Below are 15,570 nucleotides of genomic sequence, written 5' to 3'. Positions count from 1 at the left end.
GCTATGCCGGCCTTCTTTTTTGGCGGCACAAAAAAAGGCGGCCCGGCTAGCGCCGGGCCGATACGGGGCACACGATACCGCGTCAAAAAAGGCTCGCGGGGAACACGGTATCGGTGTCAGAGTACTGCCCTGCAACGCACGTCCAGGGGATCGTTTGTCCGTGAGTAAAACGCAAGACCGTAATCTGAGGCCTCAGTCTACTGTTGTGGTCTGACAGCGTCCTGAAAATGCCGGACGGCACGCCGGAATGAAAAAAAAGCTCCACGAGGGAGCTTTTGAAGGGCCGGACTGGCGCAGCGGTCCAATCCGGCGGGGGAACGGTGCGTCAGGCGTTGATGTCGTTATCCTTGGTTTCGCGCACGAACAGCGTGCCTATGACCAGCGTCATGACGGCGATGATGATGGGGTACCACAAGCCGTCGTAAATATTGCCCGTGGCCGCGACCACCGCGAAGGCGACCGGAGGCAGGAAGCCGCCGAACCAGCCGTTGCCGATGTGGTACGGCAAGCTCATCGAGGTGTAGCGGATGCGCGTGGGGAACATTTCGACCAGCATGGCGGCAATAGGCCCGTACACCATGGTCACGTAAATCACCAGGATGGTCAGCAGCAGAACGACCATGACATTGTTGGTCTGGGCCGGGTCCGCTTTGGCGGGATAGCCATGGGCGCGGATGGAGGTGGTCAGCGCCTTGTCCAGCTCGGCCACCTTGGCCTTGAACTCAGCCGGCGGCAGACCCTTGCCGTCGAAGGACTCGAACTCGTCGTTGCCGATCTTCACGCGGGCAGTCGAACCGGGCGCGGCTGCCTGGTTCTGATAGTTGACCGAGTTGCGCGCCATGAAGGACTTCACCACGTCGCAGGAGCTGGTGAACGAGGACGTGCCGACCGGGTTGAACTGGAATGAGCAGGTGGCGGGATCCGCGATCACCGTGACCGGCGCCGAGGCCTGCGCGGCGGCAAGCGCCGGGTTGGCGTAGGCGGTGATGGCCTTGAAGATCGGGAAGTAGGTCAGGGCGGCGATCAGGCAGCCGGCCATGATGATGGGTTTGCGGCCGATCTTGTCGGACAGCGAGCCGAAGATCACGAAGAACGGCGTGGCGATCAAGAGCGCAATCGCGATCATGATGTTCGCGGTGTTCGGGTCGACCTTCAGCGTCTGCGTCAGGAAGAAGAGCGAGTAGAACTGGCCCGTGTACCAGACCACGGCCTGGCCGGCGGTCAGGCCCAGCAGCGCCAGGATCACGACCTTGAGGTTGCGCCATTGGCCAAAAGACTCGGCAATCGGGGCCTTGGAGCCTTTGCCCTCGTCCTTCATGCGCTGGAAGGTAGGCGATTCGTTGAGCTGCATCCGGATCCAGACCGAGATACCCAACAGCACCACGGAGATCAGGAAGGGAATGCGCCAGCCATATTCCTTGAAGGCATCTTCGCCCATGTAATTGCGCACACCCAGGATCACCAGCAGCGACAGGAACAGGCCCAGGGTGGCCGTGGTCTGAATCCAGCTGGTGTAAAAGCCGCGTCGGCCATGGGGGGCGTGTTCCGCCACATAAGTGGCCGCGCCGCCGTATTCACCGCCCAGCGCCAGACCTTGCAGCAGGCGCAGGATGATCAGGATGGCCGGAGCGGCGATGCCGATGGACGAGTAGCTGGGCAGAACGCCGACCAGAAACGTCGACAGGCCCATGATGACGATGGTGACCAGGAAGGTGTACTTGCGGCCCACGAGGTCGCCCAGGCGGCCGAAAACCAGCGCGCCGAAGGGCCGCACGGCAAAGCCGGCGGCGAAAGCAAGCAGAGCAAAGATGAAGCCGGCGGTCGGGTTGACGCCCGAGAAAAAGTGCTGCGCGATGATGGCGGCAAGCGAGCCGTACAGATAGAAGTCATACCACTCGAAAACCGTGCCCAGCGACGAGGCGAAAATCACTTTGCGCTCGTCTTTGGTCATCGGGCGGGGCCCCGTTTGCGGGCCGCGGCCCGGCAACGTCGTTGTGCTCATGAAGTCTCCTCGTTTTTGGCCGGTGGTAGTCCACCGTGCTCCTTGTCTCTATGCCTTGCCGGCATCGAGCTTGCCGACAAGGTAAGGAGCGAGACTGACGAGGTTCTGACGTAACCCTTACCCCAATCTTAATTGTGTTACTAAATAAGACGCTCTCTTAGGGGCTTGCGGGCATTCCCTAGGCCAGGGGGGGCGGGTCGGACACGAGGGGATGGGCAGAATACGCTTCGAAAGTCACGGCGATGCGCGTGCCGGGCAGATCGGAGTGTTCGCTGGGGTGGCCGTCGATGTCCACGACCGCGCCATGCTTCTGGGCGATCTCGCGCACGATGGCCAGCCCCAGGCCGCTGCCGTCAGCCACGGTGCCCAGGACGCGGTAAAAACGATCGAAGACGCGTTCGCGTTCTTCCGGCGGGATGCCCGGGCCGGAGTCCTCGACTTCGAGCACCGCGGCCCGATGGTCGAGCCGCCTGACACGCACGGTGATGTGGCCGCCGCGCGGGGTATAGCGCAAGGCGTTGTCCACCAGGTTGTTGATGAGTTCGCCCAACAGAATCGGATTGCCCAGGATTTCCACCGGCTGGTCGCAACCCTCGAAACCCAGATCGGTGTTGATGGACAGCGCCTGCGGCACCCAGTGCATGGTCTGCTCGGAGGCGACGGCGTTCAGATCGACGCGCGACATGCCGGTGGCGTCCGGGGTTTCGGCCCTGGCCATGAGCAACAACTGGTTCACCAGGCGTGTGGCGCGGTCCGATCCGGTCACCAACTGCCTCAAGCTCGATTGCATTTCGTCCGGGCTGGCGTCGCGCAGCGCCAGCTCGGCCTGGGTGCGCAGCCCGGCCAGGGGCGTCTTCAACTGATGGGCCGCATCGGCCACGAAGCGGCGCTGGGCTTCCACATTGGCCGACAGGCGGTCGAGCAGGTCGTTCATGGCTGCCACCAGTGGCGCGATCTCCGAGGGCGCGGCATGTTCGTCGATAGGGGACAAGTCATCGGGCCGCCGGGCACGCAGACGCTGCTGCAGGGCATTGAGGGGGGCCACGCCGCGCGACAGGCCGAACCACACCAGCAGCACGGCCACCGGCAGGACGACGAACTGCGGAATGATCACGCCTTTGATGATGTCGTTGGCCAGTTGCGCACGTTTTTCTCCGGTCTCGGCCACGATGAGCAGCGGCGGCTGCGTGCCGGGCAGATCCAGGTCCACCCAGGTATAGGCCAGCCGGATGTCGAAGCCGCGCAGGCTGTCGTCGGCGTACAGGACCTGGCCCGGGCGCGGCTGGCCGGCCAGCGGCGGCAAGGGCAGGGCGCGATCGCCGCCGAGATACTCGCCCCGGCTGCCCAAGGCCAGCCAGAAGACGCTGTCGGTCTCATCGGCGCGCAGCACTTCGCGCGCCGCGTCGCTCATGTGCAGGACAGCGTGCCCGTCTTCCGCCTGAATCTGACGGGTGAGCACATGCAGGTTGTTGGCCAGCGTCCGGTCATAGGGGGCGTTGGCGATGTTCTGCGCCACCACATAGGTGATGGCCACGCTCATCGGCCACAGTAAAAACAGCGGCGCAAGCATCCAGTCCAGGATCTCGCCCAACAGCGACCGTTGCGGCGGAGCGAAGCTCGGCCCCTTGGCGCCGCTTCGCAGGGCTTCCAGGGCTTCCTGATTGATCGCTGCGGAGGCCGGACGATCAGCTGGCGAGGGGGTAGGCCGCGGCACCCTGATCACGTTCCAGGCAATAGCCCAGGCCGCGCACGGTGATGATCTTGACGCCGCTGGGCTCAAGCTTCTTGCGCAGGCGGTGGACGTAGACTTCGATGGCGTTGGTGCTGACTTCCTCGCCCCATTCACAGAGATGGTCGACCAACTGCGTCTTGCTGACCATGCGTCCGCTGCGCGCCAGCAGGATCTCCAGAAGGCTGACCTCGCGGGCGGACAGGTCCAGCGTCTGGTCATCGACCGTGGCCACTCGGCCGGTTTGATCGAAGACCAGGCGGCCGTGGCGGATCACGGTGGCGCCGCCGCCGGCGCCGCGCCGGGTGAGGGCACGCACGCGTGCTTCGAGTTCGGACAGCGCAAAGGGCTTTGCCATATAGTCGTCAGCGCCCAGGTCCAGGCCTTTGACGCGCTGCTCGACGCTGTCGGCCGCCGTCAGGATCAGCACGGGCAGCACCGAATTGCGGGCACGCAGCCGGCGCAGGACCTCCAGCCCGGTCAGCTGCGGCAGCCCGAGGTCGAGAATGAGCAGATCGAAGGGCTGGGCGGCCAGCGCGGAGTCGGCCGCCAGCCCGTCGCGCACGGCGTCCACGGCATAGCCATTGTGTCGCAGGGAACGCGACAGGCCATCAGCCAGGATGCTGTCGTCTTCGGCAATCAGGATGCGCATGCGGGTAGGCGATGGTTGGCCGGCGGGCGCCGGCGGGAGTCCCGGGGCGGGCGGCTTGGCCCGGCCGGGCCTGCCTGCCCAGCGGGTGTCGTGCCTGCTTCGGTGCGGGCCATTCTGTCACAGCAGCCAGGGCTTGCCCACCCAGGGTATACGTGGAAAACTTGCGCATACTGTTTGTATATACAGTATACTCCGATGCCATAATCCGCGTTCGCACCCAATCGGCCCTACCGGGCACGTCGCGGGCCCGCCCGCACCGATTGACACGATAGACCCGCTCGACCCGTTTGGCTGGCTCCTGCCCAGCCACACATATAGGACTCTCCATGGACGACAAAACCAGCAAGGCCGCATCGGAAAAAACCAAGGCCCTGGCCGCCGCGCTCTCTCAGATCGAAAAGCAGTTCGGCAAGGGCTCGATCATGCGCTACGGCGACAATGAGGTCGAGCATGACATCAAGGTCGTTTCCACCGGTTCGCTGGGGCTGGATATCGCGCTGGGTGTCGGCGGCCTGCCGCGCGGCCGCGTGATCGAAATCTACGGCCCGGAATCCTCGGGTAAAACCACGCTGACGCTGCAAGTCATTGCCGAAATGCAGAAAGTCGGCGGCACCTGCGCCTTCATCGACGCCGAGCACGCCCTGGACGTTCAGTACGCCTCCAAGCTGGGCGTCAACCTGGGCGATCTGCTGATCTCCCAGCCCGATACCGGCGAACAGGCGCTCGAAATCACCGACGCCCTGGTGCGTTCCGGTTCGGTCGACCTCATCGTCATCGACTCGGTGGCGGCCTTGGTGCCCAAGGCCGAAATCGAGGGCGAAATGGGCGATGCCCTGCCTGGGTTGCAAGCCCGCCTGATGAGCCAGGCGCTGCGTAAGCTCACGGCCTCCATCAAGCGCACCAATTGCATGGTGATCTTCATCAACCAGATCCGGATGAAGATCGGCGTGATGTTCGGCAACCCCGAGACCACCACTGGCGGCAACGCGCTCAAGTTCTACTCGTCGGTGCGGCTGGACATCCGCCGCATCGGTTCCATCAAAAAGGGCGACGAGGTCGTCGGCAACGAAACCCGCGTCAAGGTCGTCAAGAACAAGGTGGCGCCGCCGTTCAAGCAAGCCGAGTTCGACATCATGTACGGCGCTGGCATCTCGCGCGAAGGCGAGATCATCGACCTGGGCGTGGCTGCCAATGTGGTCGAAAAATCCGGTGCCTGGTACAGCTACAGCGGCAATCGCATCGGGCAGGGCAAGGACAACGTGCGCGAGTACCTCAAAGAGCACAAGGCCATGGCGATCGAGATCGAAAACAGGATCCGCGAAAACCAGGGCATCGTGAGCCGCGCTGCGGAGTTCGCTCCCACCGCTGAAGAAAGCTCCGAAGACTGAGCCCGGGCGGGGAGGGCAGCCTCCCCGCATCAGCGCAGCCCGTCCTCTCATGGTTACGCGTTCTTTCGATAGCCCGCGTCAGCGCCAGCAGCGCGAAGATGACTTCGAGACGTTGGCTCCAGCGTCGGATGCTCCTGCGCCTCGGGCGCGTCCTCAGGGGCCCAGCCTCAAGGCGCGGGCGGTCGGCTACTTGTCGCGTCGCGAGCATTCGCGTGCGGAGCTGGCGCGTAAATTGCGGCCGCACGCAGAAAGCATTGACGAAATCGAAGCGGTGCTCGACGCCTTGCAGCAAGAGGGTTGGCAGTCCAATACGCGCTACGCTCAAAGCCTGGTGCATCGGCGCGCACCGCGTCAGGGGACCGCGCGCATCATTCAGGAGTTGCGGCAAAGCGGGGTCGAGGACGCCGATATTGCCGAGCTGCGAGAGGGCTTGCGCGCCACCGAGCATGAGCGTGCCCTCGAAGTCTGGCGGCGGCGCTATGGCGCCAAGCCAGAGGATCGCAATGCCTACGCCAAACAAGCCCGTTTTCTGGCGTCACGCGGCTTTGCTCACGACGTCATCCGCCGCATCCTGGGCGAAGGCGACGACGCCGCCGACTGAGGCGGGGCTATTGCTTGGCGCCCTTGATGCCGCTGAGTGTCTTGAAGCTGATGTCCCGCGCAATCGTCAAAAACTCATCAATATAAGAAGCATCGCGGTCTTCGTCGCGTACCGCCGCATATAGCGTGCGCCAGACACCCTGCGGGCCCAAGTGCAGCAATTTCAGGGGCGAGTGCTCGACATACTCGCTGACCGCCCAGTTGGGCAATGCCGCCACCCCCCGGTGGCTATTGACCAGTTGCACGATCATCGGGGTGAGCTCGGCGCGGCGCAAGGCCGCGGGCTCGACCTCTGCCGGGTCAAGAAACGCCGTAAAAATATCCAAGCGCTGGCGGTCCACGGGGTACGTGATCAATGTCTGGTCCGCCAAGTGTTCTGGCATGACATGCCGAAGCTGGGCCAGCGGGCTGCTGTCGGAAACCGCCAGCACCAGCTCATATCTGAATAGCGGCAGATACTGCACCGCCTCCAGGGCCTGCGGGTCGGAGGTGATGACCAGATCCAGATCGCCGCGAACCAAAGCCGGCAGGGGCGCAAAAGAAAATGCGGCCGACAAATCCAGGGTGACGTCCGGCCATTGCGCACGAAACACATCCAGCGTGGGCATCAGCCACTGGAAGCAGGAATGGCAGTCAATGGCCAGGTGCAGCCGTCCGGTTCGCCCGGCCGCCAGACGCGTCAGGTCACGTTCGGTGGCGCGCAGTTTGGGCAATACCTCATCGGCCAGCGCCAGCACGCGCAGCCCCGCCGTCGTGAGCCGCGCGGGGCGGGTCCGCCGGTTCAATAGCGGTGTACCCAGCCGCGTTTCCAGATCGCGTAACTGGTGGGACAGCGCCGACTGGGTCAGGTGCAGGCGTTCGGCGGCTTCCTGCAGGCTGCCGCCATCCCTAATCGCGGAGAGGGTTTCAAGGTGACGGATTTCAAGCATGGGCGTCGAGCGGTGTCAAAACCCCCATTTTATGAAAATTTCTCAAGTAATGCATGTAGAGATTGATTTTGTCTCAGCTTGCTTTACCCCCAGAATAGCGGCCTGACTTGAATTTATTTTGTCTTGACCGGATATTCATATGACTATTATTCATAACCTGGGATTCCCGCGCATCGGTGCCCAGCGCGAACTCAAGCGCGCCGTCGAAGCCTACTGGGCCGGCAAGCAGACCACCGAGGACTTGCTGGCCACCGGCCGCGAGTTGCGCGCGGCGCATTGGCAGCGCCAGGCCGCCAATGGCCTGCGCATGGTGCCGGTGGGCGACTTCGCCTGGTATGACCACATTCTGGAGTGGACGACCTTGCTGGGCGCCGTGCCGGCCCGGTTTGGCCAGCCGGAGTCCGAGGCGGTCAGCCTGGACACCCTGTTCCGCATGGGCCGGGGGCGCGCACCGAGCGGCAAGCCGGCCGCCGCCTGCGAAATGACTAAATGGTTCGACACCAATTACCACTACATCGTCCCCGAACTGGTCCCGGGCCAGACTTATCGCATCGCGCGCGAGTACCTGTTTGAACAAGTCAAGGAAGCGCAGGCGCTGGGCCATGAGGTCAAGCCGGTCATTCCGGGCCCGCTGACCTGGCTCTACCTGGGCAAGGGGGACGCCTTCGAGCAGGGCGCCGCCGACGCCGGCAAACTCAAGCTGCTGGCCAATCTCTTGCCCGTCTACCGGGACGTTCTGCAGCGCCTGGCCGACCTGGGCGTGCAGTGGGTGCAGATCGACGAACCCATCCTGGCGCTGGATTTGCCCCAGGCCTGGCGCGATGCGTTCCGCGACACCTATGCACAACTGGCCGACAGCCCGGTCAAGCTGTTGCTGGCGACCTATTTCGATGGCCTGAAAGACAATCTGGCTACCGCGACCGCCTTGCCCGTCGCCGGCCTGCATGTGGATCTGGTGCGCGCTCCGGAGCAACTGGCCGACGTGGTCAAGGCGTTGCGCGCGGACCAGGTGCTCTCGGCCGGCGTCATCAACGGCCGGAATATCTGGCGCACGGATCTGGATGCCGTGCTCGGCGTTCTGGCACCCATCGCCCAACAACTGGGCGAACGCCTCTGGTTGGCGCCTTCCTGCTCGCTGCTGCATGTGCCGGTCGATCTGGCCGCCGAAACCGAGCTCGACGCCGAGCTCAAGAGCTGGTTGTCGTTCGCGGCCCAGAAGCTCGAGGAACTCAGCCTGCTGGGTCGGGCGCTGAGCGGTGATGCAGCGCAAGACGTCCAGGCAGGCCTGGCCGCCCAGCGCGCCGCCCTGGCCGCGCGCCGCGCCTCGCCCCGCATTCACAATCCGGCCGTGGGCCGCCGCATGGCAGGCGCGGCCGAAGTATCGCGCGACCGGGCGCCCTTCGCGCAGCGCATCGAGCAGCAGCAGGCTCGCCTGAAATTGCCCGCCTTCCCGACCACCACGATCGGCTCCTTCCCGCAGACCGCGCAGATCCGCGGCCTGCGCCGGGACTGGAAGGCTGGCAGCCTGAGCGACTCCGCGTACGAAACCGCTATCCGCAAGGAAATCGAAGAGGTCATCCGCTTCCAGGAGAAAGTTGGCCTGGACGTGCTGGTGCATGGCGAACCCGAGCGCAACGACATGGTGGAGTACTTCGGTGAACTGCTGGCCGGTTTTGCCTTCACCAAGAACGGCTGGGTCCAAAGCTATGGCTCACGTTGCGTCAAGCCGCCGATCATTTTCGGCGACGTGGCACGCCCGGCGCCGATGACCGTAGGCTGGTCCTCGTACGCTCAATCCCTGACGGACAAGCCGGTCAAGGGCATGCTGACCGGGCCGGTCACCATCTTGCAATGGTCGTTCGTGCGCGATGATCAGCCGCGCGAAGCGACCTGCCGGCAACTGGCATTGGCCTTGCGTGACGAAGTCGTGGATCTGGAAAAGGCCGGCGTGAAGGTCATCCAGATCGATGAGCCGGCCATCCGCGAGGGGTTGCCCCTGCGCCGGGCCGATTGGCAGAACTACCTCGGCTGGGCCGTGGACTGCTTCCGCCTGAGCACGGCCGGTGTGGCGGACGACACCCAGATCCACACCCACATGTGCTACTCGGAGTTCAATGACATCATCGAGGCCATCGCGGCGATGGATGCTGACGTCATCACGATCGAAACCTCGCGCTCCAATATGGAACTGCTCAAGGCTTTCGAGGACTTCCGTTATCCCAACGACATCGGCCCGGGCGTCTATGACATTCACTCGCCCAACGTGCCCGACGTCGACTGGATGGTCGGCCTGATGGAAAAAGCCGCCAAAAGCCTGCCCAAGGAGCGGCTCTGGGTCAATCCGGACTGCGGCCTGAAAACCCGTGCATGGCCCGAAACCGAGGCCGCGCTCATTGGGATGGTGCAGGCCGCCCGCAATCTGCGCCAGGTCGCCTGAGGGCCATCTGCCATCCACGAACCCGCGCCGGGGCCGGCGCGGGTTTTTGTCATTCGGGCAGCGCGCAGCCCGGCGGGCCGTGTTTTGCCCGCAGCGGCGCCTGCCTGGGGCCGTGCTGGCGGGGATTTTTGCGCTGCAACCGCCCGCGCTGTCATTCAGGGCGGCTGCGTTATACTTTGCTGGTTTTGCTGCCTTGCGCCAAAAAGTCGCCCGCAGGCCTACTTATGCCCTTGCCACCGCCCGATGTTCCTCGCCAGCCCCTGCATACGCGTTCCATACGCGTGCAATGCTATGGCCGCCAGGACGGTCTTTTCGATCTCGAGGCCGAACTTATCGATGTGAAGGGTTACGATTTCCCCAAGCGAAATGGCGAAATCTTCAAAGCTGGCGATCCCATCCATCACATGCATCTGCGTCTCACCATCGATGAGGAGTTCAACGTCGTCGCGGCCCAGGCCGTCTACGATGCCGCTCCCTACGAGGCCTCCTGTATGGCGATCGACGAGGCATATGGCGGTCTGGTTGGCCTGAATTTGCTCAAAGGCTTCCGTCATCGGGTCAAAGAGCGCTTTGGGCGAGCGTCGGGCTGTACGCACATGACCGAGTTGTCCCAGGTCCTGCCCACGGCCGCGGTGCAGATGATGGCCAACCGCCGGCGCGAAACCGTCAACGAGGGTCAGCGTCCCTTCCAACTGGATGGCTGTCATGCATTGCGCACAGACGGACCCGTCGTGCTTGAGTACTATCCCCGGTGGTATACGGGGGATAGTGCGCCAGACACGGCCGACGCGACATCCGAGTCACCTTCTTTTTCTCATTCGTCCTGACAGGTAACACATGAAAATCCACGAGTATCAAGGCAAGGAACTGCTGAAGCAATTTGGCGTGCCCGTGCCGCGCGGTATTCCCGCTTTTTCCGTAGATGAGGCCGTCGCGGCTGCCGAGAAGCTGGGCGGCCCGGTCTGGGTCGTCAAGGCGCAGATTCACGCGGGTGGCCGTGGCAAGGGCGGTGGCGTCAAGCTCGCCCGTTCGCTGGACGAAGTCCGCCAGTTGGCCTCGCAAATTCTGGGCATGCAGCTGATCACGCACCAGACCGGCCCCCAAGGCCAGAAGGTCAACCGTCTGTACATCGAAGACGGCGCCGACATCCAGAAGGAATACTACGTGTCGCTGGTCACCGACCGCGCCACCCAGAAGGTTGCCCTGATCGCTTCGAGCGAAGGCGGCATGGACATCGAAGAGGTGGCCCATTCCACGCCCGAGAAGATCATCACCGAATACATCGACCCGATCGTCGGCCTGAACGACGCTCAGGCCAAGAAGGTGGCTGACGCCATCGGCCTGCCGGCCGACTCGACCGCCCAGGCCGTCGACGTCTTCAAGAAGCTGTACCAGTGCTACATGGACACGGACGCTTCGCTGGTCGAAATCAATCCCCTGAACCGCGACAGCAAGGGCAACATCATCGCCCTGGACGCCAAGTTCAACTTCGACTCCAACGCCCTGTTCCGTCATCCGGAAATCGTCGCCTACCGCGACCTGGACGAAGAAGATCCGGCTGAAATCGAAGCCTCCAAGTTTGACCTGGCCTACATCCAGCTCGACGGCAACATCGGCTGCCTGGTCAACGGCGCCGGTCTGGCCATGGCCACGATGGACACCATCAAGTTGTTCGGCGGCGAGCCGGCCAACTTCCTGGACGTCGGTGGCGGCGCCACGGCCGAGAAGGTCACCGAAGCCTTCAAGATCATGCTCAAGAACAAGGGCGTCAAGGCCATTCTGGTCAACATCTTCGGCGGCATCATGCGTTGCGATGTCATCGCCGAGGGCGTGATCACCGCTTGCCGTGCCGTCAACCTCAGCGTGCCGCTGGTTGTGCGCATGAAGGGCACCAACGAAGAACTCGGCAAGAAGATGCTTGCCGAATCCGGCCTGCCCATCATCAGCGCCGACACGATGGCCGAAGCCGCGACCAAGGTCGTCGCCGCTGCCAAGTAAAAAATTGCCAAGGATTCACAAATGTCGATTCTGATCAACAAGGACACCAAAGTCATCACCCAGGGCATCACGGGCAAGACGGGCCAGTTCCACACCCGTATGTGCCGTGAGTACGCCAATGGCAAAGCCGCCTTCGTGGCTGGCGTGAACCCCAAGCGGGCGGGTGAAGACTTCGAAGGCATTCCCATCTACGCGTCGGTCAAGGACGCCAAGGACGGCACGGGCGCGACCGTGTCGGTGATCTACGTGCCGCCGGCCGGCGCCGCCGCCGCCATCTGGGAAGCCGTCGAGGCCGATCTGGATCTGGTCATCTGCATCACCGAAGGCATCCCGGTTCGCGACATGCTCGAGCTCAAGAACCGCATGCGCGACAAGGGCAGCAAGACGCTGCTGCTGGGCCCCAACTGCCCCGGCCTGATCACGCCTGACGAAATCAAGATCGGCATCATGCCGGGTCACATCCACCGCAAGGGCCGTATCGGCGTGGTCAGCCGTTCCGGCACCCTGACGTACGAAGCCGTGGCGCAAGTCACCGAACTGGGCCTGGGCCAATCCAGCGCCGTCGGTATCGGTGGTGACCCCATCAACGGTCTGAAGCACGTCGACGTCCTGAAGCTCTTCAATGACGATCCCGACACCGACGCCGTCATCATGATCGGCGAAATCGGCGGTCCGGACGAAGTTGCCGCCGCGGAATGGGCCAAGGACAACATGAAGAAGCCGGTGGTTGGCTTCATCGCTGGCGTTACCGCCCCTCCGGGAAAGCGCATGGGTCACGCCGGCGCGCTGATCTCGGGCGGTGCCGATACGGCCGACGCCAAGCTGGAAGTCATGGAAGCGTGCGGTATCAAGACCACCCGCAATCCTTCCGAAATGGGCAAGCTGCTTAAGTCGGTGCTGTAAGCGCTTAATCCGCTGTTCCGGAAAATCCGCCCCTCGGGGCGGATTTTTTTGGTCTGTCCTCCGCGCGCCTGGCCTTTTTAAACTTCCAGACAGCTTTTTTATGTATCCGAAGCGTCCGGAAAGCCAGTGGACAGGCCTTAGAAACTATAATGAAAGGTGAGGGGCGTCCTGTCCCGCAAATCCGCGTGCTAAAAAAACAGCTGTCCCGGCTCGCATCCGAAAGAGACGGCAAGCGCGCTTTCGCTCTTACATACACAAACTCCTAGGGGATCATTCTAGGAAAGAGAGGCATGGAACTCAGTTCTGCTGCATTCTGGATCGCGCTGCTCCAGATCATTTGGGTCAATATCCTGTTGTCCGGCGATAACGCCGTGGTGATCGCGTTGGCGGCTCGCTCGCTGCCCCCGCATCAGCAAAAGAAGGCTATTGCCGTCGGTTCGGCCGCGGCGATCATCATGCGTATCGTGCTGACCCTGGTGGCGGCCAAGTTGCTGATGCTGCCCTGGCTCAAGCTGATCGGTGCCGTGCTGCTGATCTACATCGGTGTCACCCTGTTGTTGCCCGAAGGCGACGATGAAGGCAAGGGCAAGGAAAACGGCGGGCTGTTTGCAGCCATCCGCACCATCATGATCGCCGATCTGGTCATGAGCCTGGATAACGTGGTGGCCGTGGCGGCTGCGGCAATGGGTGACACGACCCTGCTGGTGCTGGGTCTGGCGATCAGTATTCCGCTCGTGATTTTCGGCAGCACGCTGCTGCTCAAGGTCATCGAACGCTTCCCGCTCATCGTCTGGGTGGGTGCGGCCTTGCTCGGTTTCATTGCCGGCGAACTGCTCGTGGGGGATCCCGCCTTGCAGGATTCGGTCCAGCGGCTCGACACCATGCTGGGTATGAGTCAGCATCAATTCGCGCTGCTTTGCGGGGCGATCGGAGCTTTGCTGGTTTTGGCAATCGGAAAGTTTTTCTTGATTCGTCAGAAAGCTGACTGAAAGCTGAATTACAATAAGGGGTTGTGCCGCCTCCCTCCGCATCGCGGGGAGGGGGAGGGCCGCCCCTTATTCATTGTGGGATCTGCATTCCCTGGGCGGCTGGCGGTGAAATACCTCTAAGAACGCCAAAGGGAGTTTCAAGTGCTTGAGTTTTTTCAGACCCTCAGTTGGGCTGCTGTCTTTCAGATCATCCTGATCGACATCTTGCTGGGCGGCGACAACGCTGTCGTGATCGCCCTGGCCTGCCGTAATCTGGCTCCCAAACAGCGGATGCAGGGCATCCTCTGGGGCACGGCTGGCGCCATCGTGCTGCGCGTCGTGCTGATCGCCTTTGCGCTGACTCTGCTCAACATACCTTTCCTGAAGATCGTGGGCGGCGTGCTGCTGCTATGGATCGGCGTGAAGTTGCTGATTCCCGAGGACGATGGCCACGGCAACATCAAGGGCAGCGCCTCGATCTGGGCGGCCGTCAAAACCATCATCGTGGCCGACTTCGTCATGAGCCTGGACAACGTCATCGCCATTGCCGGCGCGGCGCAGAATGCCCATGCCGACCATCAGATCGGCCTGGTGGTCTTCGGCCTGATCGTGAGCGTGCCCATCATCATCTGGGGCAGCACGCTCGTGCTCAAGCTGATCGACCGCTTCCCGCTGGTGGTGACTTTCGGCGCTGCCTTGCTGGGCTGGATCGCCGGCGGAATGCTGGTGACCGACGTGTTTGTGGTTAATCAAATTGGCGAACAGCCGCAGGCGGTTAAAATCACCGTCGAAGTTGTCGGTGCGCTGTTGGTCATAGTCCTGGGACGTTGGCTGGCTAGCCGCAAGAAAAACGCCTCCAAGGAATCCTCGCATGAGTCTGCGTAAGACTGAAGATCTGCAACAATCGGAATCGGGCCTCAGCCTGCTGCAAGGCCTGTTCATACTGGCAATCATTGGTGTGGTGACCACGGTCATCGTCTCGTCCTTCACCTGACGTCACGACGTGTCCCTGCCGCAACGTTTGGTGATTGCCACCCGTGCGAGCCGGCTTGCCGTATGGCAAGCCGAGCACGTCCGGGACCGGTTGCGCGCGCTTTATCCCGCGTGCGCGGTCGAGCTCCTCACCCTGACCACGCGGGGCGATCAGATTCTTGATCGCACCCTGTCCAAGGTCGGAGGCAAAGGGCTCTTTGTCAAAGAACTCGAGAATGCCCTGCTCGATGGGCGGGCGGATCTGGCGGTGCATTCCCTCAAGGATGTACCCGTCGACATGCTCCCGCCGTTCGAACTGTCGACCGTGCTGGAGCGGGCCGATCCGCGGGATGCCTTCGTCTCGAATCGCTACGAGTCGCTCCTGGCATTGCCCGCCGGGGCCATCGTCGGCACCTCCAGTCTGCGCCGCGAGGCACAGCTGCGCGCCGCCCGGCCGGATCTCGTGGTCAAGCCGCTGCGCGGCAATCTCGACACCCGCCTGGGCAAGCTGGATCAGGACGAGTACGACGCCATCATCCTGGCGGCGGCCGGCCTGGAGCGCATCGGCTATGCCGACCGCATACGCGCCCGGCTGACCCCTGCGCAGAGCCTGCCGGCGGCAGGGCAGGGTGCTCTGGGCATCGAAATCCGCGACGATCGCGACGATATGCGCGCCTGGCTGGCGCCGCTGGCCTGCGCTGCCACCACGGCCTGCGTCAGTGCCGAGCGGGCTGTCTCGCGCAAGCTGGGCGGCTCCTGCCAGGTGCCGCTGGCAGCCTATGCCGAGCTGCAGGGATCCGAACTGCGGATCCAGGCGCTGGTGTCCGCGGTCGACGGCCAGCGCGTCGTGCGAGGCGCGCGCGCCGGGCTTGCCGCCGACGCCGAGCAACTGGGGCAGGCTGTCGCCCAGGATCTGCTCGATGACGGCGCGGGCGCCATCCTGGCTGAATTGCTGCAAGATAACCCATTGCCTTGATGCCTTTAGCAAGGGG

Annotated in this window: 14 protein-coding genes; 10 read left to right on the top strand and 4 right to left on the bottom strand. The window is 63.2% G+C overall.

Annotated features, from left to right (window positions below):
- Positions 1-325 precede the first annotated feature (325 nt).
- The 3 genes from CAL22_RS12875 to CAL22_RS12865 form a co-directional block, all read right to left on the bottom strand.
- The gene (locus CAL22_RS12875; protein ID WP_094813869.1) at positions 326-2,002 is read right to left on the bottom strand and encodes an MFS transporter; all 1,677 of its coding nucleotides are present in this window, start codon (positions 2,000-2,002) and stop codon (positions 326-328) included.
- 178 nt (positions 2,003-2,180) lie between these two features.
- Positions 2,181-3,572 (bottom strand): sensor histidine kinase, encoded by a 1,392-nt coding sequence (locus CAL22_RS12870; protein WP_094816585.1) that lies wholly within the window; start codon positions 3,570-3,572, stop codon positions 2,181-2,183.
- Positions 3,573-3,687: 115 nt separating this feature from the next.
- Positions 3,688-4,383 carry a response regulator transcription factor gene (locus CAL22_RS12865; protein WP_094813867.1) on the bottom strand — a complete coding sequence of 232 codons (696 nt, stop codon included), beginning with the start codon at positions 4,381-4,383 and terminating at the stop codon, positions 3,688-3,690.
- A gap of 326 nt (positions 4,384-4,709) precedes the next feature.
- Here CAL22_RS12865 and recA point away from each other — a divergent pair, with 326 nt between their 5' ends.
- Positions 4,710-5,771 carry a recombinase RecA gene (gene recA / locus CAL22_RS12860; protein ID WP_094813865.1) on the top strand — a complete coding sequence of 354 codons (1,062 nt, stop codon included), beginning with the start codon at positions 4,710-4,712 and terminating at the stop codon, positions 5,769-5,771.
- Between the two features lie 49 nt (positions 5,772-5,820).
- Positions 5,821-6,372 carry a recombination regulator RecX gene (gene recX / locus CAL22_RS12855; RefSeq protein WP_094813863.1) on the top strand — a complete coding sequence of 184 codons (552 nt, stop codon included), beginning with the start codon at positions 5,821-5,823 and terminating at the stop codon, positions 6,370-6,372.
- Positions 6,373-6,379: 7 nt separating this feature from the next.
- Here recX and CAL22_RS12850 read toward each other — a convergent pair whose 3' ends face one another.
- Positions 6,380-7,300 carry a LysR family transcriptional regulator gene (locus CAL22_RS12850; protein ID WP_094813861.1) on the bottom strand — a complete coding sequence of 307 codons (921 nt, stop codon included), beginning with the start codon at positions 7,298-7,300 and terminating at the stop codon, positions 6,380-6,382.
- Positions 7,301-7,439: 139 nt separating this feature from the next.
- On the opposite strand from CAL22_RS12850, the gene metE reads away from it, so the two are divergent.
- The 8 genes from metE (at position 7,440) to hemC (ending at position 15,554) form a co-directional block, all read left to right on the top strand.
- The gene (gene metE / locus CAL22_RS12845; protein WP_094813859.1) at positions 7,440-9,737 is read left to right on the top strand and encodes a 5-methyltetrahydropteroyltriglutamate--homocysteine S-methyltransferase; all 2,298 of its coding nucleotides are present in this window, start codon (positions 7,440-7,442) and stop codon (positions 9,735-9,737) included.
- 224 nt (positions 9,738-9,961) lie between these two features.
- A complete protein-coding gene (locus CAL22_RS12840) occupies positions 9,962-10,564 on the top strand; it encodes a DUF2889 domain-containing protein (RefSeq protein WP_094813857.1) in 603 nt (200 codons plus the stop codon).
- 10 nt (positions 10,565-10,574) lie between these two features.
- Positions 10,575-11,735, top strand: a complete 1,161-nt coding sequence (gene sucC / locus CAL22_RS12835) for an ADP-forming succinate--CoA ligase subunit beta (protein WP_094813855.1) — start codon at positions 10,575-10,577, stop codon at positions 11,733-11,735.
- 21 nt (positions 11,736-11,756) lie between these two features.
- On the top strand, positions 11,757-12,638 hold the full coding sequence (sucD, locus tag CAL22_RS12830; RefSeq protein ID WP_094813853.1) for a succinate--CoA ligase subunit alpha: 882 nt from the start codon (positions 11,757-11,759) through the stop codon (positions 12,636-12,638).
- A 290-nt stretch (positions 12,639-12,928) separates the two neighbouring features.
- Complete coding sequence (locus CAL22_RS12825) at positions 12,929-13,627, top strand: TerC family protein (RefSeq protein ID WP_094813851.1); 699 nt, start codon at positions 12,929-12,931, stop codon at positions 13,625-13,627.
- Positions 13,628-13,768: 141 nt separating this feature from the next.
- On the top strand, positions 13,769-14,491 hold the full coding sequence (locus CAL22_RS12820; RefSeq protein ID WP_094813849.1) for a TerC family protein: 723 nt from the start codon (positions 13,769-13,771) through the stop codon (positions 14,489-14,491).
- Complete coding sequence (locus tag CAL22_RS21440) at positions 14,478-14,600, top strand: hypothetical protein (RefSeq protein ID WP_279628543.1); 123 nt, start codon at positions 14,478-14,480, stop codon at positions 14,598-14,600. Before CAL22_RS12820 ends, CAL22_RS21440 begins: the two co-directional genes overlap by 14 nt.
- Before the next feature lie 9 nt (positions 14,601-14,609).
- The gene (hemC, locus tag CAL22_RS12815; RefSeq protein ID WP_094813847.1) at positions 14,610-15,554 is read left to right on the top strand and encodes a hydroxymethylbilane synthase; all 945 of its coding nucleotides are present in this window, start codon (positions 14,610-14,612) and stop codon (positions 15,552-15,554) included.
- Positions 15,555-15,570: the final 16 nt, after the last annotated feature.

It is taken from the genome of Bordetella genomosp. 12, from assembly GCF_002261355.1.
Taxonomy (GTDB): Bacteria; Pseudomonadota; Gammaproteobacteria; order Burkholderiales; family Burkholderiaceae_B; genus Bordetella.
The sequence above is the reverse complement of the archived record's forward strand: the minus strand, read 5'-3'. Positions and strand labels throughout refer to the sequence as shown.

Coding starts and splice junctions, on each gene's coding strand:
- CAL22_RS12875 (WP_094813869.1), bottom strand. CDS start 2,002: ATGAGCACAACGACGTTGCCGGGCCGCGGCCCGCAAACGGGGCCCCGC.
- metE (WP_094813859.1), top strand. CDS start 7,440: ATGACTATTATTCATAACCTGGGATTCCCGCGCATCGGTGCCCAGCGC.
- CAL22_RS12870 (WP_094816585.1), bottom strand. CDS start 3,572: ATGCTTGCGCCGCTGTTTTTACTGTGGCCGATGAGCGTGGCCATCACC.
- sucD (WP_094813853.1), top strand. CDS start 11,757: ATGTCGATTCTGATCAACAAGGACACCAAAGTCATCACCCAGGGCATC.
- CAL22_RS12850 (WP_094813861.1), bottom strand. CDS start 7,300: ATGCTTGAAATCCGTCACCTTGAAACCCTCTCCGCGATTAGGGATGGC.
- CAL22_RS12825 (WP_094813851.1), top strand. CDS start 12,929: ATGGAACTCAGTTCTGCTGCATTCTGGATCGCGCTGCTCCAGATCATT.
- sucC (WP_094813855.1), top strand. CDS start 10,575: ATGAAAATCCACGAGTATCAAGGCAAGGAACTGCTGAAGCAATTTGGC.
- recA (WP_094813865.1), top strand. CDS start 4,710: ATGGACGACAAAACCAGCAAGGCCGCATCGGAAAAAACCAAGGCCCTG.
- recX (WP_094813863.1), top strand. CDS start 5,821: ATGGTTACGCGTTCTTTCGATAGCCCGCGTCAGCGCCAGCAGCGCGAA.
- CAL22_RS12840 (WP_094813857.1), top strand. CDS start 9,962: ATGCCCTTGCCACCGCCCGATGTTCCTCGCCAGCCCCTGCATACGCGT.
- CAL22_RS12865 (WP_094813867.1), bottom strand. CDS start 4,383: ATGCGCATCCTGATTGCCGAAGACGACAGCATCCTGGCTGATGGCCTG.
- CAL22_RS21440 (WP_279628543.1), top strand. CDS start 14,478: ATGAGTCTGCGTAAGACTGAAGATCTGCAACAATCGGAATCGGGCCTC.